Annotated in this window: 20 protein-coding genes and 1 pseudogene; 17 read left to right on the top strand and 4 right to left on the bottom strand. The window is 40.8% G+C overall.

Going from position 1 to position 22,169, the window contains the following annotated elements; genetic code table 11:
• Window positions 1-16: 16 nt before the first annotated feature.
• From AC1M87_RS02060 to AC1M87_RS02050, 3 genes and pseudogenes are all read left to right on the top strand, one after another.
• Window positions 17-1,374, top strand: a pseudogene (locus tag AC1M87_RS02060) (nucleobase:cation symporter-2 family protein).
• Between the two features lie 122 nt (window positions 1,375-1,496).
• Window positions 1,497-2,246 carry an outer membrane protein OmpK gene (locus AC1M87_RS02055; RefSeq protein ID WP_035264928.1) on the top strand — a complete coding sequence of 250 codons (750 nt, stop codon included), beginning with the start codon at window positions 1,497-1,499 and terminating at the stop codon, window positions 2,244-2,246.
• A 95-nt stretch (window positions 2,247-2,341) separates the two neighbouring features.
• Window positions 2,342-2,848 carry a GNAT family N-acetyltransferase gene (locus AC1M87_RS02050; RefSeq protein ID WP_179999697.1) on the top strand — a complete coding sequence of 169 codons (507 nt, stop codon included), beginning with the start codon at window positions 2,342-2,344 and terminating at the stop codon, window positions 2,846-2,848.
• Between the two features lie 31 nt (window positions 2,849-2,879).
• On the opposite strand, the gene hpxO is transcribed toward AC1M87_RS02050, so the two are convergent.
• Window positions 2,880-4,037, bottom strand: coding sequence for an FAD-dependent urate hydroxylase HpxO (gene hpxO / locus AC1M87_RS02045; RefSeq protein ID WP_035264930.1), 1,158 nt, complete (start codon window positions 4,035-4,037; stop codon window positions 2,880-2,882).
• A gap of 212 nt (window positions 4,038-4,249) precedes the next feature.
• On the opposite strand from hpxO, the gene alc reads away from it, so the two are divergent.
• From alc to AC1M87_RS02030, 3 genes are all read left to right on the top strand, one after another.
• Window positions 4,250-5,257: an allantoicase gene (alc, locus tag AC1M87_RS02040; RefSeq protein ID WP_481592810.1), complete on the top strand. Its 1,008-nt coding sequence runs from the start codon at window positions 4,250-4,252 to the stop codon at window positions 5,255-5,257.
• 93 nt (window positions 5,258-5,350) lie between these two features.
• Entirely contained in the window at window positions 5,351-5,851 is a 501-nt protein-coding gene (locus AC1M87_RS02035; protein WP_481588782.1) for an ureidoglycolate lyase, read from the top strand.
• Window positions 5,852-5,920: 69 nt separating this feature from the next.
• Window positions 5,921-6,628 (top strand): phospholipase D family protein, encoded by a 708-nt coding sequence (locus tag AC1M87_RS02030; RefSeq protein ID WP_481592809.1) that lies wholly within the window; start codon window positions 5,921-5,923, stop codon window positions 6,626-6,628.
• An 88-nt stretch (window positions 6,629-6,716) separates the two neighbouring features.
• Here AC1M87_RS02030 and AC1M87_RS02025 read toward each other — a convergent pair whose 3' ends face one another.
• A complete protein-coding gene (locus AC1M87_RS02025; protein WP_481588780.1) occupies window positions 6,717-7,625 on the bottom strand; it encodes a response regulator in 909 nt (302 codons plus the stop codon).
• 3 nt (window positions 7,626-7,628) lie between these two features.
• Window positions 7,629-11,105 (bottom strand): hybrid sensor histidine kinase/response regulator, encoded by a 3,477-nt coding sequence (locus AC1M87_RS02020; RefSeq protein ID WP_481592882.1) that lies wholly within the window; start codon window positions 11,103-11,105, stop codon window positions 7,629-7,631.
• 202 nt (window positions 11,106-11,307) lie between these two features.
• Between AC1M87_RS02020 and urtA the strand changes: the two genes are divergently transcribed.
• From urtA to AC1M87_RS01965, 11 genes are all read left to right on the top strand, one after another.
• The gene (gene urtA / locus AC1M87_RS02015; RefSeq protein WP_179999684.1) at window positions 11,308-12,546 is read left to right on the top strand and encodes an urea ABC transporter substrate-binding protein; all 1,239 of its coding nucleotides are present in this window, start codon (window positions 11,308-11,310) and stop codon (window positions 12,544-12,546) included.
• Window positions 12,547-12,625: 79 nt separating this feature from the next.
• Window positions 12,626-13,045: an ABC transporter permease subunit gene (locus AC1M87_RS02010; protein WP_481592808.1), complete on the top strand. Its 420-nt coding sequence runs from the start codon at window positions 12,626-12,628 to the stop codon at window positions 13,043-13,045.
• 7 nt (window positions 13,046-13,052) lie between these two features.
• Complete coding sequence (locus AC1M87_RS02005; RefSeq protein ID WP_481592807.1) at window positions 13,053-13,178, top strand: hypothetical protein; 126 nt, start codon at window positions 13,053-13,055, stop codon at window positions 13,176-13,178.
• Between the two features lie 27 nt (window positions 13,179-13,205).
• Window positions 13,206-13,547, top strand: coding sequence for an ABC transporter permease subunit (locus AC1M87_RS02000; protein ID WP_481592806.1), 342 nt, complete (start codon window positions 13,206-13,208; stop codon window positions 13,545-13,547).
• Between the two features lie 19 nt (window positions 13,548-13,566).
• Complete coding sequence (gene urtC, locus AC1M87_RS01995; RefSeq protein ID WP_481592805.1) at window positions 13,567-14,733, top strand: urea ABC transporter permease subunit UrtC; 1,167 nt, start codon at window positions 13,567-13,569, stop codon at window positions 14,731-14,733.
• Complete coding sequence (gene urtD, locus AC1M87_RS01990) at window positions 14,730-15,488, top strand: urea ABC transporter ATP-binding protein UrtD (RefSeq protein WP_092766538.1); 759 nt, start codon at window positions 14,730-14,732, stop codon at window positions 15,486-15,488. Before urtC ends, urtD begins: the two co-directional genes overlap by 4 nt.
• Before the next feature lie 9 nt (window positions 15,489-15,497).
• The gene (urtE, locus tag AC1M87_RS01985) at window positions 15,498-16,196 is read left to right on the top strand and encodes an urea ABC transporter ATP-binding subunit UrtE (protein ID WP_035264750.1); all 699 of its coding nucleotides are present in this window, start codon (window positions 15,498-15,500) and stop codon (window positions 16,194-16,196) included.
• Window positions 16,197-16,408: 212 nt separating this feature from the next.
• On the top strand, window positions 16,409-17,452 hold the full coding sequence (locus AC1M87_RS01980) for an aliphatic amidase (protein ID WP_035264753.1): 1,044 nt from the start codon (window positions 16,409-16,411) through the stop codon (window positions 17,450-17,452).
• Between the two features lie 38 nt (window positions 17,453-17,490).
• Complete coding sequence (locus AC1M87_RS01975) at window positions 17,491-18,606, top strand: AAA family ATPase (RefSeq protein ID WP_481592804.1); 1,116 nt, start codon at window positions 17,491-17,493, stop codon at window positions 18,604-18,606.
• Window positions 18,607-18,645: 39 nt separating this feature from the next.
• A complete protein-coding gene (fmdA, locus tag AC1M87_RS01970) occupies window positions 18,646-19,824 on the top strand; it encodes a formamidase (RefSeq protein WP_092766540.1) in 1,179 nt (392 codons plus the stop codon).
• 121 nt (window positions 19,825-19,945) lie between these two features.
• Window positions 19,946-20,242, top strand: coding sequence for an FmdB family zinc ribbon protein (locus AC1M87_RS01965; RefSeq protein WP_481592803.1), 297 nt, complete (start codon window positions 19,946-19,948; stop codon window positions 20,240-20,242).
• A gap of 44 nt (window positions 20,243-20,286) precedes the next feature.
• Here the strand turns inward: AC1M87_RS01965 and parE are convergent, their stop codons facing one another.
• The gene (gene parE / locus AC1M87_RS01960) at window positions 20,287-22,167 is read right to left on the bottom strand and encodes a DNA topoisomerase IV subunit B (protein ID WP_481592802.1); all 1,881 of its coding nucleotides are present in this window, start codon (window positions 22,165-22,167) and stop codon (window positions 20,287-20,289) included.
• Window positions 22,168-22,169 lie beyond the last annotated feature (2 nt).

Raw genomic sequence — 22,169 nt, 5'->3', positions numbered from 1 at the left:
TATAGAGGGATTTATTATGACTGCACACGAACAACAACAATCACCCGAACATGAATATCTTGGTACTGGTAAAAGTGCTGCTTATGGCTTACAACATGTTTTAACCATGTATGGTGGCATTATAGCGCCTCCTCTGATCGTGGGTACGGCTGCAGGCTTATCAGGTATGGAAATTGGGCTACTCATCGCTGCTGCTTTATTTGTCGGTGGCTTAGCGACAATTTTACAAACCATAGGCGTTAAACATATTGGCGCACAATTGCCCTTGGTTCAGGGTGTCTCTTTTGCTGGTGTAGCCACAATGGTCGCAATTGTCACCACAGGTGGCGGATTACAGGCAGTCTATGGTGCCGTCATTGTGGCATCACTTTTAGGTTTTTTCTTAGCGCCCACTTCTCTAAAATTATTCGATTTTTTCCCCCAGTTGTTACAGGCTGTGTAATTACAATCATAGGCTTATCACTCCTGCCAGTTGCTGTGCGTTGGATGATGGGCGGCAATAAAAGTGCACCTGATTGGGGAAGTGCTGAAAATATTTGTTTAGCGTTAGTGACGCTTGCAATCGTCATAATATTGAATATGGCTGGCAGTGCCACAATTCGACGCCTTTCAATTTTACTGGCAATTATTCTTGGCACTGTCTTAGCATTTATGTTTGGCTTTGGTGATTTTAGCAAAGTTGGGGAAGGTCATTGGTTACAGGTTCCTAGCTTCTTTGCATTTGGTATGCCGACCTTTGAGTTTACAGCAATACTTTCCATGATCATTGTTACCCTCGTGATTATGACTGAGACTACAGCTGATATTATTGCAGTCGGTGAAATTATCGGTACCGATGTAGATTCAAAACGTATTTCAGATGGTCTACGCGCAGATATGTTATCAAGTGCAGCAGCACCGATCTTTGGTTCATTTATGCAAAGTGCGTTTGCGCAAAACGTTGGTTTAGTTGCAATAACAGGGATTAAAAGTCGCTATGTTGTCGCTGCTGGCGGGATAATTCTGGTCGTACTTGGATTACTCCCAGTGATGGGGCGTTTTATTGCAGCGATTCCTGTGCCTGTACTTGGGGGTGCTGGCCTTGTTTTATTTGGTACAGTAGCCGCGAGCGGTATCCGTACACTGGCAAAAATTGATTATAACGATCAGAAAAACTTAATTATTGTCGCGACTTCCATTGCTGCAGGAATGGTACCCATTATTGACCATTCGTTCTATTCCGACTTCCCAAAATGGGTCCAAACCTTGTTCCATTCGGGTATTAGCTCAACCTGCTTAATGGCGATAATCCTCAATATATTATTTAATCACTTAAAATTATTTGGACCGAAAATTAGTATTAAAAGTAAACAAATAATTGATTCTCATCATTAATTTAAACCATCTTTGTATCAATGCCTGCATACGTGGGCATTAATTTTTCCTTTCATCCACTTTTGGCTTTATTTTTGCAAAAGAATCGTTATTCTGTTACCGCTTTCTCTGGGGATTCTTTTATGAAACTTAATCAAATCGCAGCACTTTGCGCATTAGCTTCTACAGCAGCGTTTACTCAAGCAAGTCCAATTGTTTGGCAAGATTTCAGCCTAACTGGTCTTTATGGCGATAACTACCTAAACCCTTTCTCTCAACAAGAAGGTGAACGCTATACCATCACTGCTGAATATGCTGCAAAGCTTAAGTACTCGGATGTGTTCTTTTTCGTCGATCAACAATGGGGCGGAAAAGATGGCGATTCAACTTACCTTGAATTAGCTCCACGATTAAGTTTAAGTGAAGTTTCTGGCCAAAAACTAAGCGCTGGTCCAATCAAAGATGTATTGATTGCAACGACTTGGGAACACAACGCTGGTTATAACAACAATACTGAGTTCAATAACTTCTTGTATGGCGTAGGCTTTGCTTTAGATATTCCTTACACGCAATATGCAAATATTAACTTCTATCGAGTTGACAATGACTTGACTGAAGATGACTACCAAATGACGATCACTTACGCTGTTCCATTCAAGCTAGGCAATGAAGAATTCTTGGCAGATGCATTCCTTGATTGGTCTACAAATGAAGGTCCTGGTCATGCGAGTGAATTGAACTGGACAAGCCAATATAAATGGAATGTTGGTAAACATATCTCTCCAAAAACCAAATTGTATGTAGGTGTTGAACACTCTGTCTGGAACAATAAATTCGGTCAAAAAGGTCAAGACCAAAACGATGTAAGCGCATTGGTTAAATATCATTTCTAATTGATATTTATAATAAAAAAGCAAGACTAGTGTCTTGCTTTTTTTATGCTCAATAATCAAAATAAAGTTATAAATACTGACGATTAGAATAAAAAATGTCTTTTAAAATTCGTTTCGCAACTGAACAGGATTTAACTCAAATCCAAGATATTTACAACGATGAAATTCTGAATGGTTTTGCAACATGGAATGAGCAAGATCAAGACATTTATTATTATCAGAATTGGTATCGTCAGCATCTAATAGATCATTTCCCTATTTTTGTGGTTGAAAACGAACTCACCCAACAAATTGCAGGTTATGCTGAATATAGTACATTTAGAGCGATCAGTGGTTTTAGACAAACTGTCGAACACTCTGTGTATATTCATCCCAATTTTACACGTTTGGGTTTAGGTAAAGCTTTACTCCAACATTTAATTCAACACGCAAGCCAACATAAAATTCATGTCATGATCGCTGCTATAGATCATGAAAATTTTGCATCCATCAAATTACATGAATACTTTGGATTTAAACAAACAGGCTATTTACCTGAAGTCGGACAAAAATTTGGATCTTGGCGCAATCTCGTCTTATTCCAACTGAATCTAAATACTTAAAAAGGGCATTTAGCCCTTTTAGTTGAAATCTTTAATCCAAAGGATTTCCAACAATATTACTGATAATACCTTTCATAATATGAGGTCCTTGTTCTTTTCTTAAGTCCTCATACCATTCACGAGTAATCGATTCGTCTTTCATATGCGTCACATCACAACGTTTACGCGCTCTCAATACCATTTCAGCAGTGCGTTCATTACGTTTGTTTTGATAACGTCTTAAAGCATCCTGAATTCCCAGTGTATTAATCTGTAATGCCCGAGCCAAATAAATGGCATCTTCCATCGCTTGGCAACCGCCCTGCCCAATATCAGGTGTTGTACTATGTGCTGCATCGCCAACAATCACCACTCGCCCTTTATAGAAATCTGCAAATGGTTCTATATCATGGATTTCAACACGATTGGTTCGCTGTTCATCAATAGCATCAATCAAAGTTTGTACTTGCGGACACCAACCGTCAAAATATTGTTTTAGTAATTTTTTATACTGAGTACGATCATTTTCCAAACCTAATTCAAGTGGTACATCAAAGAAGAAATAAAAACGATTACCTGCGACTGGCATTAAAGAAGCTCGCTTCCCTTCTCCTACAAAGGTGGTCCACTGATCAGCAGGTGCCAGCGACTCAGAAATTTCGACCAACCCATTCCAATTCACATAACCTGCATAACGACGCTCAACTTGCTCACCTAAAACATAGGCACGCGTGATCGAATGAGTGCCATCCGCGCCGACCAATAAATCCGTCGTTATTTGTGTTCCGTCAGCAAAATGGATTTTGACGTCATCACCTTGATCCTCAAGTCCGATCATTTTTTTTGCAAGATGAATATCTTCACGTCCAAACTCATCCATCAACATATTTTGTAATTCAGCGCGAGAAACTGGATAAGGTCGCTGCCCAACTTCTTCAATCAACGGATATAAATTAAATTGCGTCATGACATCACCCGTGAGCCCATCGACATAAGCAAGGTGATCCATTTTCCCACCAAGTTGAGCGACTTGATCCGTGAGTCCTAGATAGTTCAAACATTTCACACCATTTGACCACAATGAAATCGCAGCACCCACGGGTAAAATTTTTTCAGTTTGTTCATATATTGAAACTTGATGACCAAATTTCTTCAGCGCAATTCCGGTCGTTAATCCTGCCATTCCGGCACCAATAATGGTGATATTCATTTTTACTTCCACAATTTTTTTTGCTTTAACCCACTGCTTAAAGCGAAAAACGTGCCATTTCCACCAATAGAGCGCTACATAAGTGCAAGGTTGGCACATGCTGTGCATTCTTTTTAAAGCCCTTAAGCAGATGCGACATAACAACGCATTACGATTCTAAGAATGCATTCTTTTGATAAGAATCAAGTTTTAAAGCAATAATGGAAGATGACATGGCAACACTATTGGCACCGGAATTTGAAATCCCTACTCCTTTACAGCAACTTACTAACCTTGCAGATGCCCGAATTGGTGCAAAAGTCACAACATGTTCTGATGATTTTTTTGCTGAAGCTCAACGTATGCTTCAGTTTGATGCGCCTATCTTTGTAGAAGGTAAATTTGATGATCATGGCAAGTGGATGGATGGATGGGAAACCCGTCGTAAACGTCACAGTGGTTATGATTGGGCGATTGTTCAGTTAGGTGTTGCAGGTAAAATTAAAGCACTCGATATTGATACCACTTTTTTTAGTGGTAATTATCCCGCTTCTGCTTCAGTAGAAGGGTGTTATGCACCAAATGAAAACTTAGATGATGCTGAATGGCACCAAATTTTACCAAATAGTATATTGGGACCAAGTCAGCACCATGTCTTTGAAGTTTCAATGAATCAGATCTTTACCCATCTGCGTTTAAATATTTTTCCAGATGGAGGTATCGCACGATTCCGCGTATATGGTGAAGTCAGCGTTCAAATCCAAGATCAAAACCAAACCCTCGACCTGCTTGCACTTGAAAATGGTGGACGTGTTATTGCCTATAGTGATGCACACTTCGGACATCCACGTAATCTGATCAATCCAGGACGTGGGGTTAATATGGGTGATGGTTGGGAAACCGCACGCCGTCGTGCACCCGGTTTCGACTGGTGTATTTTAGCTTTAGGGCAAGCTGGTCACATTGAAAAGATCGAGATTGATACAGCCCACTTTAAAGGAAATTATCCTGCTGAAGTGTCCATTCAAGCCATTTATATAGAAGATGCAACGGATCCTCAATTGATTCCACAAAGTATGTTTTGGCCTTTCTTATTAGATGCTCAACCAATGCAAATGGATCACATTCATAACTTTGTAAATGAAGTATTGGGACACGAAAAAATTTCTCATATTCGGGTGAATATGATTCCTGATGGAGGGATTAGTCGTATACGCGTCTGGGGTAAAGTAAATCCTTAGTTGAGCATTTGTTACTTTTAAAGTGATCTTATTTTGACTGCATTTTCGACTGAATTCTAAATTGAAAATGCAGTATCTTTTTAGCGAATTATTATGATGCATACCATTACCCTACAGCCTTTAACCTCCGAAAATTTTGCACCTTTTGGTGACGTCATTGCTTGCCAAGGAAATGATTATTTTCATATTAACGATGCGCATACAGAGCGCTATCATGCTTTAGTGACCACTGAAATTATTGGCGATGCCAAAGCCGGGATTAGTATTTTTCGAAATATTCAAAGTACCAATATTCCGTTCAAAATTTCAATGCTTGAACGTCATCCTCATGGATCACAAGCTTTCATCCCGATGCAGGGACAAAAGTTTTTAGTAGTGGTTGCACCAAACTTAAATGCGGATCAGCCCGATATTTCAAAGCTACAAGCTTTTATAACCAATGGCTCTCAAGGTGTGAACTATCGGGCGGGGACTTGGCATCATCCACTTTTAACATTGGAAAGCCCGAGTGATTTTGCGGTGGTGGATCGGATTGGTGCTGGGAATAATTGTGATGTGTTTCAGTTTGATTTTTTTAAAATAATTGATCGATAATGTTATTTGGTATGCATAAATTCTGAGCTAATATCGCACTGTACAATATAAAATATACTAGAGGGAATAATGGCGAAGTTCCTAAATACCAGTGCTACTAACTTTTATCTTGGAGAACTCATAAAAAATGCAAAGGAGCGCTTGATTCTAATCAGTCCTTATCTTCGACTAAATGATCGAATTAAAGAATTATTAGAAGATAAAGATCGTCTAAAAATTGATATTCGAATCGTGTATGGGAAAAGTGATTTACATCCTGAAGAAATTAAATGGCTGCAAAAGCTTGATTACGTCCGTCTCAGTTTTTGTAAAAACTTACACGCTAAATGCTACCTAAACGAAGGTGAATGTATTATTTCAAGCCTCAACCTATATGAGTTTAGCCAAGTTAATAATAATGAAATGGGTATTTTAGTCCGTAAATACGAAGATGATGAAGTGTTTAAAGAAGCTTATGAAGAAGCGCAGCGGATTATCCGTATTAGTGAAGAAGTTCGAATTAGCTTAGATGAAGTTAAATCGGATAATACAGAACCTGAGCATATAGCTGATAACGAATCTGAGAGTAGCAAATTTAGCAAATTAACTTCAGCAAAACTTGCTGCAAAAGTTGGTTTAAAAACACCTGTTTTATTAGAAAAATTAGTTTCCAAGGGTTATCTCAAACTTGAAAATGAGAAGCATTTTTTAACTGATGCAGGCAAAGCAGCTGGGGGTGAATTTAGATCAGGTCAATTCGGAATTTATTTTTTATGGGATGAAAATTTAGAAATATAAACATCATGTTAATCAAAAAATTAATCTCCAACAGTATTTGGCATTGATTAGGCTTAAAGGAGTTATATCGATTTTCTTTAAGCCATGTTTAATTTTGACAAGCTGACATCACATGTAACACCGCAGCAGTTCTCGTTTCCACAAACAGCTTCTCAAAAACATGCTCTAAATGTTTATTGACGGTGCGTGGACTCAACTCCAAAATTTCTGCAATATCTCGGTTGGTTTTGCCAAGCGTTACCCAATGCATAACTTCAGCCTCACGTGGTGTTAAATTCGGACAAGCTTGAGCGATCTCTTCAACACTTGGCATGTGTGTTTGCTCTTTGAGCTGAACCAAAACATGTTTAGGTAATTGTCCTTCTTTCAACTTGGTTAATAAATTTAATTGTAATTGCTGATGCCCATGACCATATTGACCATGTAGCATTTCTTCTTGATTCGATTGCTGGAAAAGTGCTTTTAACCACTGATTTATACTCTTTCTAAAATGAGCAATATCAATTCCATGTTGCGTTAATAAACCTTGCACTACAGGTGTCTGCCAAATAATTTCCCCATCCATATTCATCGACAAAATTGCACTGCCTGTTGCATCGAGCATTTGTTTCTGTTGGTGCATTAAACGGGCTTGCAGTAAATGCGTTTTGACACGTGCTTGTACTTCATCGATATTCAGTGGCTTTGTCACATAATCTACACCCCCAACTTGAAAGCCTTTTACAATATGTTCGGTTTCCGTCAAACCCGTCATAAATATGACAGGGATGTGCTCAGTCATTGGACTCGCTTTAAGCTGGATACAGGTTTCAAAACCATCAATCTCAGGCATACTCCCATCCAATAAAATCATATCTGGCTGTGAACGGTGCGCAATTTCAATAGCAGTAAAACCATTGGTGGCAACTAAGACCTGATAGCCGGCTTGATCAAGACTCTCATGTAATAAACTTAGATTTTCAGGAATATCATCCACAATTAAGATACTTTCTAACATAGCTTAACTCCCTTCCAAATCAGATCTGATATCAGATAGGTGCTCGTGTAATCGTTGTAATGCACGTTGGGTATCGAAGCGTTGAATATCAAATTCTATGTGCTGCCATATAGAAGGATCACAGACATTGAGTTTCTTGCAAATTTCGAGCATCTCTTTGGCTCCACGGATATAACCAATACTCAAATAATCTTCTAGTTTGATTAGCGCTTGTTCTGGTGCTTCATCATTCTCATCAATCACGCTGACAGATAAAGCGTTGCCATCATGGTGTAAGGGTTCAACCTGTTTTTGAGGTTCTTCTGCGGCTTGATTCGGCTCATTCTGATGAAGCCAGTTTAAGCCTAATTTATCTCCAATCTTGTTCAGTAGCAGATTTAAGTCCACGGGTTTGACCAGAAAGTCTTCATTCAATACATCGGTTTCAGGATTCTGCATTCGTTCATTGGCATCTGCGGAAATAATGATGATGGGAACATTGGTCATTTTATTATTTCTCAATAATTTCGCAGTTTCCCACCCTCCCATCAAAGGCATACTCAAATCCATCAAAATTAAATCTGGTCGAAATTCAGGGACTTTTCTTAGACATTGCAATCCCGATTCTGCTTCTTCAAGAATAAAGCCGAGAGGTTTAAGGAAATTTAAAACTAGTCCACGATCAGTTGCTTCATTGTCTACGACCAATATTTTACGGCGATGTCCCGTATAGCCAGATACTGTATTCGATGCGACATCAGCAATGGGATGAATGACCGACTTTGAAGGTAAATATAGTTTTATTTTAAAAATTGAACCGTTTTTTAACGTACTGCTTACCTTTAACTCCCCACCGAGAATATCCACCAATAGTTTAACAATTGGTAAACCCAAACCTGTTCCAGCAAAGCTACCTTGTACGACATTTTGTCCGCGCTCAAAAGGCTGGAATATTCGCTCTAGATCTGCTTGAGCAATCCCGCATCCCGTATCATGAATTTCAAAATATGCCGTCTGAAAGCGATAATCTACTCGAAATTTCACCTCTCCTTCGAGCGTAAATTTCAAAGCATTTCCCATTAAATTGATAAGGATCTGTTCAAGTCTTTTTTTATCTATACGTACGTATTGTGGTATTTTTTCACTAATTTCGACCGTAAATTTCAGTTGTTTCTGTTGGAATTGTGGCTCAAACATATTCACGATTTGTTGGAGAAACTTCGGAAATTCAATATTCGACATTTCTAAAGAAATTTTACCTGTTTCAATCCTTGCAAGATCAAGTAAACCATCAATCAAGGACGTTAAATGCTGCCCACTACGACGAATCACACCCAGCGCAGCTTTTCCTTGTTCAGAGAGTTGTTCTTGTTTATTGAGTAACTGGCTATATCCTAAAATACTATTTAGAGGTGTTCTCAGTTCATGACTAATTCCAACAACATAACGACTTTTGGCCTCATTGGCTTTTTCAGCTTGAGTTCGTGCATCTTGTAATTGCCGATCTGTAATTTTATGCGCTTCAATTTCGTCCATGAGCAGTTGTGTTTGCATATTACTTTCAAGCTGAGCTTGTCGGCGACTTTCATCATTGAGCACCAACCACCATGCTGCAACACATAACAGTAAAAATAATACGGCATAAATTTTCACAAATAGCATCAGCAACTCATGCTGTTGAGTTGATCCAAATACTGTGCCGAATTTACTCAGTTCTTGTAAATAAACCAGACTTAAACTGACTGCCAAAACCACACTCAGAACAAAGATCATCAAAATATAAAGACTCAATCTAGTATTGATGTATCTCAACCATTGGCGCGGTAGAAACCAAACTGCAAAATGCTTAAGTTGTGCAGACCACCGTGCATGAGGCTTACATAAATCATGGCAACGAGCTTCTAAGGTACAGCATAAAGAACAAATCATATTGTTATAAGCAGGACAAGTTGCCATGTCAGCCATTTCATACTCATGCTCACAAACCACACATCGTTGTGTCTCTATTGGTTTTAATGATTTATCTTCATGACGTGCGATGTAGTATTTGCCACGAGTAAAATAAGCAAGCATAGGGACACAGACGATAGCTGAACCTAAAGCAATAAATCCTGCTAAGGATTTTGCGATATCACCAAATAATCCCCAGTAGCATAAAATCGACAATAAGGATGCAATACATAAACTGCCAACACCGACTGGATTAATGTCATAGAGGTAAGCACGCCTAAACTCAATTCCTTTCGGGCTCAGCCCCAATGGCTTACAGATGACGAGATCAGCAACGATGGCACCCACCCATGCCAAGGCCACATTACTATAAAGCCCTAATACACGCTCCACCGCATGGATGACACCCAGCTCCATCAACAATAGCGCAATAAAAATATTGAATACTAACCAGACCACACGTCCGGGATGACTGTGCGTTAAGCGTGCAAAGAAATTAGACCATGCCAATGAGCCAGCATAAGCGTTGGTTACGTTGATCTTTAACTGTGCGATACACACAAACATGACTGTAAGAAATAATGCAGCACCAGGATGCTCAATCACTTGTTGGTAGGCGATCCAATATAGATAATTCGGATTGCTTAACTCATGATTCGGTACCATAAATTTAAGGGCGAGTACCATTAAAATCATGCCCATAAAAATTTTAATGAATCCCACCAATATCCATGCAGGACCGCCTAAAAATACCGCCCAATTCCATTTCTTTTGAGCATTTTTTTTGTCTGGCAAAAATCTTAAATAATCAGCTTGTTCACCAATCTGCGTAATCAGCGCAAACAAAACAGTGCAAGATGCGCCAAAAAAAGCCAAATTGAATCCTGCACTTTGACTTTGCGCGCCTTCTATTAGGGCAACTTCAGAGAGCAGAGTCGGATGCTTCACCAAAACAAAGCACCATGGTAGTAATAATAAAAAAATCCATAATGGTTGGGTAAACGCTTGTACTTTATTAATAAACCCTATGCCTTTGATCACTAGGGGCAGAATAATAAGCGCAGAAATTAAATAACCTAGACTCAGCGGTACACCTAAACCAAGCTCAAGCGCCAAAGCCATGATAGCGGCTTCAAAAGCAAAGAAGATGAAAGTAAAACTGGCGTAAATGACTGAAGTTATAGATGAGCCGATATAGCCAAAGCCTGCGCCCCGCGTAAGTAGGTCAATATCAACATTGTATTTGGCCGCGTAATATCCAATAGGCCAACTGGTCAAAAAGATAATGATTGAAACGACCACTAAGGCCCAGAATGCATTGCTAAAGCCGTATTGCCATAACATGGTTGCACCAAGCGCTTCCATCGCTAGAAAACTGACTGCTGCAAGCGCTGTATTGGTCACCGTCCAAAGGGACCACCGTCTTACTGACCTCGGTGCGTAGCGTAGTGCATAGTCTTCAATACTCTCATCAACCACCCAAGTATTGTATTTACGGCGAGTATGAATCACCCGTTGCGGTGCTTGAGGAGTATTGCTAGATGAAACCATAAAGCTAGGCAATTTAAATAGACCCTTACAGTTAGCAAAATCTATGCCCAGCTTAACTTTCATCAAAAAACATTTTGAGGAACATCGATATACGTAAAGTGACGTATATGCTCATTTTTTAACACCCCTTAGGCTTAAGTCCATAGCAAGCGCAAACAATAAATCGCGCAATGGCCTTATCCACTTCATCAGGGGAACACCAATGACCTTAAAATCTAAAGTTAAAACATCTGGCTTACTCGCAGGACTACTCGCTGTTCCTTTTTTACTGGCACCTGTCTTGACCACTGCGAGTGCTCCAGCGACAGCAAAAGTAAATACAACCAAACTTAACGTAAATGATAAATTCGTCTATGTCGGTCAGCTTCATTCAGCGACAGGAACGATGGCAATCTCTGAAACGGGAGCCATCCAAGCAGAACGTTTAGCCATTGAGCAGATCAACAAACAAGGTGGTGTATTAGGTCGTCAGATTAAAATTGTTCAAGAAGATGGAGCATCTGACTGGCCAACTTTCGCTGAGAAAGCCCGAAAATTAACTGAAAAGGATCGTGTTGCAGCAATTTTTGGTTGCTGGACTTCAGCTTCTCGTAAAGCCGTATTACCTATTATTGAACGAAATAATTCACTTCTGTATTACCCAACATTCTATGAAGGTCTAGAACAATCTAAAAATGTGATTTATACCGGTCAAGAAGCTACACAACAGGTGCTTGAGTCTCTGAATTGGCTTGCACGTGAGAAAAAAGCCAAAACATTCTATTTGATCGGTTCTGACTATATTTGGCCACGTACCACCATGAAAATTGCCCGTACACACATTGAAAAAGTGTTGAAAGGTAAAGTCGTCGGTGAAGAATACTACCCGCTTGGACATACGCAATTTGGTTCTTTAATTAACAAAACCAAACTTCGTAAACCAGATGCAATTGTCGCTGCCGTGGTGGGTGGATCAAACGTTTCATTCTATAAGCAAATGAAAGCTGCAGGCGTGACTGGCGATAAGCAAACACTGCTCACCTTCTCTGTGACAGAAGATGAATTACTGGGGATTGGTGGCGAAAATATGAAGGGTTTCTACTCTTCAATGAAATATTTCCAAAGTCTAAATAATCCAAGTAATGCAGCTTTCGTAAAAGCATTTAAAGCGAAATACGGTCCTAAAGCAGTAATTGGTGATGTGACTCAAGCCGCTTATCTTGGTCCGTGGCTATGGAAAGCCGCAGTTGAAAAAGCTGGTAGTTTTGATGTTGCTAAAGTGACCAAAGCCTCTCCAGGGATCGAAATGAAAAATGCGCCTGAAGGTTACGTGAAAATTGATGCCAATCATCATTTATGGAGCAAATCACGTATTGCACAAGTGCAAACCAATGGTCAATTCAAAGTGGTCTACGAATCAAAAGGTTTAATCAAGCCTAATCCATTCCCTAAAGGCTACTAATCGACAGCACATGATCAGGAGAGCCCTCTCCTGATCTTTTCATTTCAAACCTATTATTTAAAGCTTGGAGGATGAGGCGATGGATTTATCTTTAGCTGACTTCGGTGCAATTTTTGCGATGCAAGGCTTTAATGGTCTTTCTGTTTTCTGTGTGCTGTTGTTAATGGCACTGGGCCTTGCAATTATTTTTGGGCAAATGGGTGTCATCAATATGGCACATGGTGAATTCCTCACAATAGGTGCGTATACCACATTTGTCATTTCAACCCTGACAGAAAGCTATTTTCCTCAATTGCTTCCCTATTATTTTATTGTAGCGATTGTGGCAGCTTTTCTGACAGCAGGCATTATCGGCTATATGGTCGAACGGCTCATGATTAGTCGGCTTTATCAGCGGCCACTCGATACTTTGCTTGCAACTTGGGGGCTTGAGCTTAATCATGCAACAAGTGTTTCGCTCTACATTTGGTCCCAAAGAAGTGAGTCCAACACTACCTGATTGGCTTATGGGCTCCTATCAACCGACAGAGACGATTGATATTCCTATTAATGGCTTATTCCTTGTCGGTGTCACACTCACCGTGACTGCTTTCGTCTATTTCCTTATCTATCGTTCTCGCTGGGGCTTATAGCTCCGTGCGACAAACCAAAACCGTTTCATGAGTGGTGCCGTTGGTATTAATACAAAGCGTGTGGACAGTCTAACATTCGCATTAGGTTGTGGTTTGGCCGGTATTGCTGGTGCGGCGTTTACAACAATTGGCTCAACTGGTCCAACTGCAGGCTCTCTCTATATCGTAGACACGTTCTTGGTTGTGGTGTTTGGTGGAGCTGCAAGTCTATTAGGCACTATCGCTTCGGCTTTCAGTATTGCACAAGCCCAGTCAGTCCTAGAATTCTTCCTTTCAGGCTCTGTTGCCAAAGTCATTACCTTAGCGACGGTCATCATCATTTTGATGTTACGTCCTCAAGGTTTGTTCTCAATCAAAGTTCGTAAATAGGTATTCAGGAGAGATTGATATGAGTAATCCAATGAATGCCTTGTTAGGCGGTAAAGAAGGTACGATTGGACTGGCTATATTGGCAGTACTGATCCTATTTGTAATGCCCATGTTTTTAGATGTTTTCCGTCTCAATTTAATGGGTAAATATCTTACGTTTGCTTTTGTCGCGATTGGTTTAGTGCTGTGCTGGGGTTACGGCGGCATTTTAAGTTTAGGTCAGGGTATTTTCTTTGGGATCGGTGGCTACTGTATGGCCATGTTCCTTAAACTTGAAGCTTCTGACATGCAATCCACAGCAGCTCAAACCACACCCGGTATTCCTGATTTTATGGACTGGAACCAAATTACCAGCCTACCAATGTTCTGGGAACCATTCCATAGTTTCACATTTACCCTATTCGCGATTGTAATTATTCCAATTTTATTGGCTTTTATTATTGGTTTTGCAATGTTTACTCGTCGTGTAGGAGACGTGTATTTCTCTATCATCATGCAAGCGATTGTGGCGATTTTGACAATTTTGATTATTGGTCAACAAGGCTTTACTGGTGGTATCAACGGTATTACTGATCTCAAAACATTACATGGCTGGGACATCCGTACGGATGAAGCAAAGTACGTTTTGTATTACATCAATGCATTATTACTCATTGCAGTCATCATGATCAGTCGCTTTGTTCTCAGCTCAAAGTTAGGTCGCTTACTTTCTGCAATGCGTGAAAAAGAAGAACGTGTACGTTTTTCTGGCTATGACGTTTCAATGTACAAAGTCTTTATCTTCTGCTTTGCGGCAGTCGTTTCTTCCGTCGGTGGGGCAATGTTTACACTGCAAGTCGGCTTCATGTCTCCAACGATTATTGGCATCGTCCCATCTATTGAAATGGTGATCTTGGCTGCAGTAGGCGGACGTTTATCACTGATTGGAGCTGTATATGGTGCAGTTTTAGTTAACCTTGGTAAAACTTACTTCTCTGAAGCATTCCCTGAAGTATGGTTGTACTTCCTTGGTGCATTGTTCATAGGCGTTGTGATGTTCTTACCGAATGGTTTAGCTGGCCTATATGAAAAATATGTTCGCCGACTTATCTTCAAAGATAAAAAAACAACGGCTTCGCCTCCCCCCCATCAACCTACGGAGTCCAAAAAAGATAGCAATATTGAAGTAGAAGGAGGTGTGAAATGAGTAAAGTCGGCGTAGAAATGGCAAAACCTGTACTTGTAATTGAAGATCTCACAGTCTCGTTTGACGGCTTTAAAGCCGTCAGCGATCTCAACTTCTATCTCGATAAAAACGAAGTTCACGTGGTGATCGGCCCTAATGGTGCAGGTAAAACAACAGTGTTAGATTTGATTTGCGGTAAAACTAAAGCAACTTCTGGCACGATCAAATTTAATGATATTGAACTGACTAAGCTCAAAGAGTTCGAAATCGTTCGTAAAGGTGTCGGTCGTAAATTTCAAAATCCCAATATTTACGAAAACCTTTCAGTCTATGACAACCTCGAAATGTCTTTCCCACGTGGTCGTAATGTGTTTGGGGCTTTGTTCTTTAAGCGAACCAAAGATGTCGAAGAGCGTATCCAAGAAGTCGCTTCAAAAATTTTCCTCACTGATTTATTACACACCTCCGCAGGCCTATTGTCTCATGGACAAAAACAATGGCTTGAAATAGGGATGTTGCTTATGCAAGACCCCGAGTTGTTAATGCTGGATGAACCTGTGGCAGGCATGAGTGTTTCTGAGCGCGAACAGACAGCACAACTGCTTCGTGAAATCAGTAAAGGACGCTCAGTCCTCGTGATTGAGCACGATATGGAGTTCGTAAAAACTATTGCAGATAAAGTGACTGTATTGCATCAAGGGAAAATCCTCGCAGCAGGAAAAATGGATGATGTGCAAAGTGATCCAAAAGTCATTGAAGTCTATCTCGGACACTAAGGAGGCCTTATGAGCGGATTATTAGAAATTAGTTCTTTGTGTTCAGGTTATAAACAAAGCCAAGTCATTCATGATCTAGAGCTTAAAATTCAACCCAAAGAAATTGTGGCGATTATGGGTCGAAATGGGATGGGAAAAACCACACTGTTTAAAACCCTTATCGGTGATATTAAAAATACTCAAGGCGAAATCAAGCTCGATGGTAAAAACTTAGAAAAGCTTGACCCGTATCAACGCGTGGAAAATGGTGTTGCCTATGTTCCTCAAGGTCGTATGATTTTCTCAACCATGTCTGTTCTAGAGAATATTCAAACGGGTCTCCCTGCGTCTGCCCATGGCAAAGTACCTGACGATCTGTATGAGCTTTTCCCTGTACTTTGGGATATGCGTAAACGCAAAGGGGGAAATTTATCTGGTGGACAACAGCAACAATTGGCAATTGCACGTGCACTCGCCACCAATCCCAAAGTATTGCTGCTCGATGAACCTACCGAGGGAATCCAGCCCTCGATTATTAAAGATATTGCGAAAACGCTAAAAGAAATTCGCGATCAACGAGACCTCACTATCGTGGTCTCCGAGCAAGTACTGAGCTTTACTATGGCGATGGCAGATCGCTTCTTGGTCATCGATAAAGGCCGTTTTGCTTATGAAGATGTCAGAGCGAATGTCGATGAAGCAACCATTAGCAAATATCTTTCAGTTTAAAGCACGTCATCTCATCAATTCTTAATTTGGCATCTCCCTCGATTTTTCGGGGGATTTTTTTGACCATTTGTTGGAGTGGTATTGTTATTTCGATCTAAAGACTCATTCAAAATATCGCTTAATATACGCAATTCACCGTATTTTGCATCGATCAATTTCACGCGAAACTCCTTACATAGATTTTAATTTTAAAGATATGGGGAGTAAGTTGAATGCGTCACGGTGATATCTCAAGTAGTCCAAATACAGTAGGTGTAGCAGTAGTGAACTATAAAATTCCACGCTTGCACACCAAAGCAGAAGTACTTGAGAATGCAAAAAAAATTGCTGAAATGTTGAAAGGGATTAAGCAAGGTATTCCAGGTATGGATCTCATTGTTTTTCCTGAATACAGCACCATGGGCATTATGTATGATCATGATGAAATGATGGCAACGGCAGCCACAATCCCAGGTGATGAAACGGCAATTTTCTCTCAAGCTTGTATTGAAGCAAATGTTTGGGGCGTATTCTCAATTACTGGGGAACAGCACGAAGAACACCCGCATAAAGTGCCATATAACACCTTAGTGCTCATCAATAACAAAGGTGAAATCGTTCAAAAATATCGCAAGATTATTCCATGGTGCCCAATTGAAGGCTGGTGCCCTGGAGATACGACTTATGTGACAGAGGGCCCTAAAGGCATCAAGATGTCACTCATTATCTGTGACGACGGTAATTACCCTGAAATTTGGCGCGACTGTGCGATGAAAGGTGCTGAACTTGTAGTGCGATGCCAAGGTTATATGTACCCGGCTGATGAGCAGCAAATCAATATGGCCAAATGTATGGCTTGGGCAAATAACGTTTATGTCGCTGTTGCGAATTGTACTGGTTTTGATGGGGTGTATACCTACTTTGGACATTCGGCAGTGGTCGGCTTTGACGGACGTACATTAGGTGAATGTGGTACGGAAGAAAATGGTATCCAATACGCACAGTTATCACTCACAGAAATACGTGATGCACGTAAATACGATCAATCACAAAACCACTTGTTCAAGCTGCTACACCGTGGCTATACAGGCGTATACAACAATGGTGATGGTGATAAAGGGGTTGCCGATTGTCCATTCGACTTCTACAAGACATGGGTCTTAGACGCACAAAAAGCACAGGAAAATGTTGAGCAGTTTACGCGTTCAACCATTGGCGTTGCAGAGTGCCCAATTGGCAACTTACCTCACGAAGGGTTAGAGAAAGAAGCTTCTTAAAGAAGCTTCGTCCGACTTGATTTCAGGAGGTTTCGAACATGACATTTGCCAGTGACCGTATACATGCCAATCAGGAAACTTTGGCAAAACAACGCTATGACATGCAAAGCAAGGAATGTATTGCACGTACTTCCCGATTCAGTTTTGAACCAGATGCCGTGATGACCCATCTACGTGAACATATTATTGGACAAGAAGCCGCACTTGATGAAATTGAAAATATGCTCACCACAGTGAAAGCAGATTTTAACGCAGCTCATCGTCCTTTAAGTGTCACACTGATGTTAGGTCCTACCGGTGTAGGAAAAACTGAAACAGTCCGCCTCATTGCTGAAGCGATACACGGTAAAGCTGATGCATTCTGCCGAATTGATATGAATACATTGGCACAAGAGCATTATGCAGCCGCCCTGACAGGTGCCCCACCAGGCTATGTCGGCTCTAAAGAAGGAAATACTTTATTCGATGAAGCCCTGATTCAAGGGAATTTCTCCAAACCTGGCATTGTTCTCTTTGATGAAATTGAAAAAGCAAGTACTGAAGTCATTCGAGGGCTACTCAATGTGCTTGAAACAGGAACTTTAAAATTAACTGCGGGTACAAAGGTTTTAGACTTTAAAAACTGCATGATTTTTATGACCAGTAATGTAGGTGCCAAAGATGCTCAAAAGCGTCTGAAACAACTCAGTCAATTACCAAAACCACTCCAGAATTTAGCCAAGCATTTGAAATTAGATGACAGTGAAATCACGACAAAAGCACTCGATAAAAAGTTTGATCCTGAGTTTCTAAATCGCATTGAGCGAATCTTACATTATCAGCCAGTTGAATCTGATTTTGCTGCAACCTTAGTCCAACTCGAAATTGACAAAATGAACCAACGTCTAAAAAAGCAAAGTCGAACCATTGCTTTGACCGATGCTGCCATTCGATTCCTAAGTTCAGGACATGATGTTCGATTTGGTGCTCGGGGTTTAAGCCGTCGTTTTAAAGTGTTAGTTGAACCTGAACTCGCGAAAGCTTTTCTAAACAACAAGCACATTAGTGAATTCATCATCGATTACGACAATACGAAGCTTCAAATTCAGATGATTGAGCCAGCAGTGAAACAACTTGATCCGTTACTGATACACGAAGCATCTCAACAACACTGAGACCTAAACTTTATTTGACCTCAATACAGGGGATACATTATGCAACATATTAAAATCAAACCAGGAGTTCCACTTGCGGAGCAAGCCGAAATTGGTCACAACCGTTGGCACCCAGACTTACCTTTTCTGACATCAGTAAAACCTGGTGAAGAAATTCTGATTGAAAGTTTGGATTTCCTTGACGCACAAATTAAAGATACTGACGATATTTCTGATGTTAAAAATGTGGATTTAACACGTGCTCATCCTTTAACAGGGCCATTCTATGTTGAAGGTGCAGAACCAGGTGATTTGTTGGTCATTGATCTACTAGACATTCAACCGATTTCTGATGTGGGTTTTTCGGGTGTTTTTGCCAAGGAAAATGGTGGTGGCTTCTTGGCGGACTATTTCCCAGAGGCAGATAAAGCCATTTGGGATTTAAAAGGTTTATTTGCAACTTCACGTCATATCCCTGGTGTACGTATTGCAGGATTAAAACATCCTGGCTTGATGGGAACTCTACCATCACATGATTTACTGAAAGAATGGAATCGCCGTGAAGCATTGCTCGTTCCTAAAGGTCAGGCAAACCCTCCTGATCCACGTACAGCCGTTCTGCGTGGTGTGAAAGGTCCCGAATTTGATCGTATGGCGGCTGAAGCTGCACGCACAGTTCCTCCACGTGAACATGGGGGTAACACAGACATTAAAGACCTTGCTGCAGGAAGCCGTATTTACTTCCCTGTTTATCAAAAAGGTGCTGGCTTTTCAATGGGTGACCTCCACTTCTCACAAGGTGATGGTGAAATTGGTTTCTGTGGTGCGATTGAAATGGACGGTGTTACACGTGTCGGTTTCGATTTAATTAAAGGTGGGATGGAAAAATACAATATTGATTCACCTATCTTTGTTCCAAGCAATGTTCGTCCAAATTATGATCAATGGCTGACTTTCGAAGGGATCAGTGTTGAAGATGGTGTAAATCACTATCTCGATGCGACAGTGGCTTACCGCCAAGCATGTTTAAAAGCCATCAAGTATCTTGAAAACTTTGGCTTTACTGGGTCACAAGCCTACATGTTACTTACCGCTGCACCAGTTGAAGGTCGTATCGGAGGTATTGTAGATATTCCAAACTGTGCATGTACCGTCTCACTCCCAACCTCCATTTTTGAACAAAATATCTTGCCGCAAGGTGCTTTAAATGACGATAAATTTTGGGGGCATAAACGCTAATTAGCGCATTATTGTTGTTACAGGTTTCACCATTTTACGGGGTAGCTTGAGTAAGCATGCGAGCTACCTCCTTTTTAACTTTTAAATATGCGCATGCTTAAAAATAAGTAGGAGCACGACCATGCCATTATACGATTTCCGTTGTGAGCACTGCGAAGGAATTTTTGAACAACGTGTGCCTATTTCTAGGATTGCAACTGACACCATCGAATGCAAATACTGCCAACAACTCACCTTAGCGAAACCAATGATTACTGGCAGACAACAAATCAACATGAAGACCAAATGGCGCCCAGGGTCAGGCGCAGAACAACTTGCAGGACCTTTAGTCGGCGGTCCAGGTACCAATAAAAATAGTGCGCGCAGTTCAGTGCTGCACAACTGTCGTGGTGTGAATTGTTCACTTTGTGAAGTATAAAAAAGCCCGCATCTGCGGGCTTTAATGCTCGTGTCTACGGACAATTAAACGACTAATTCAGCTAAGTTGCCTTTTTGTTCCAACCATTCTTTACGATCACTTGCGCGTTTCTTGGCTAATAATTTATCTAATAAACCTGAAGTAAAATGCACATCATCCAAATCTAGTTGCACCAAACGACGAGTATTGGGATCCAATGTTGTTTCACGGAGCTGACTTGCATTCATCTCACCCAAACCTTTAAATCGTGTGATTTGTGGGGATTTAGTTTTGGCTTTTTTCAATATGCCTTCTAATTCTGCTTCGTCAAGCGCGTAATGCACATCTTTACCGTCATCAATACGGAATAAAGGTGGCATCGCAACAAATAAGTGCCCTGCTTCAACTAGACTTGGGAAGTGCTTCACAAATAATGCACATAGCAAAGTCGCAATATGTAATCCATCTGAGTCTGCATCGGCAAGAATACAGATCTTGCCATAGCGGAGTTCAGACAAATCATCAGAACCCGGATCGACTCCTATTGCGATTGCAATATTATGAACCTCTTGAGAAGCAAGTACTTCATCTGAAGAGACTTCCCAAGTGTTTAAAATTTTTCCGCGGATCGGCATAATCGCTTGGAAATTCTTATCACGCGCCTGTTTGGCAGATCCTCCAGCAGAATCACCTTCCACAATAAATAGTTCTGACTCTTCCAAACTATGTCCCACACAATCAGATAATTTGCCTGGTAAAGTTGGACCTGAAACGATTTTTTTGCGCTCAACTTTCTTCGCTGCTTTTAAACGACGTCCCGCTTTTGAAATCGCCATTTCAGCCAATTGCATTGCAATTTCAGAGTTTTGATTCAACCATAAGGCAAAAGCATCTTTTGCGATGTTCTGCACAATCGCAGAGGCTTCACGACTTGAAAGACGCTCTTTGGTTTGACCTGAAAATTGTGGCTCTTGAAATTTCAAAGACAGAATATAGTTCACGCCATCCCAAACATCTTCTGCTGAAAGCTTCATATTACGTGGTAAGAGATTACGTAACTCACAGAACTCACGGATCGCATCCGTCACACCTGAACGTAGACCATTCACATGTGTGCCACCTTGAGCCGTTGGAATCAAGTTCACATAAGATTCTTGAATGCTCTCTCCGCCTTCAACATTCCAGCAAATCGCAAACTCCGCACTGGCACGTTCCGCGTCACCTGTAGCGACAAATGCAGGCATAGGGATGATTTCACGATCTTCCAACTCATCCATCAAATAATCGACGAGACCATTTTCAAACTGCCACGTGATCTTTTCGTCGTTAATTTCATCAACATAATTGATTTGTAAGCCAGCAGCTAATACCGCCTTCGCTTTTAAATTATGTTTAAGCGCCTTCAATGCAAATTTAGGTGAATCAAAATATTTCGCTTCAGGCCAAAAGTGAACTGAGGTACCCGATGCACGTTTGGGTGCTTTACCTTCCAGAACTTCAAGTGGTGCCGTTGCTTCACCTTGCTCAAAGGCCATTTTGTATAAATTACCTTGGCGCTGAACTTGGACTTCCACACGTGTGGAAAGCGCATTTACAACAGAAATACCAACCCCGTGCAAACCACCAGAGAATTGATAATTATCTGTACTGAATTTCCCACCTGCATGCAGTTTAGTCAGAATAATTTCAATGCCGCTTTGACCATATTCAGGATGAATATCAACTGGCATACCACGCCCGTTATCTTCTACTGACAATGAACCATCTTTATACACGGTCACTGTAATTTTATTCGCGTGTCCTGCCAATGCTTCATCGACCGCATTATCAATGACCTCTTGCGCCAAATGGTTTGGACGTGTGGTATCGGTATACATGCCTGGACGACGGCGTACAGGATCTAAACCAGATAAGACTTCAAGGGATTGGGCCGTATATTGAGACACGT

The organism is Acinetobacter sp. 24-47-62 (assembly GCF_056779765.1).
Note: the sequence above shows the minus strand (reverse complement) of the source record. Positions and strands in the feature narration are given on the sequence as shown.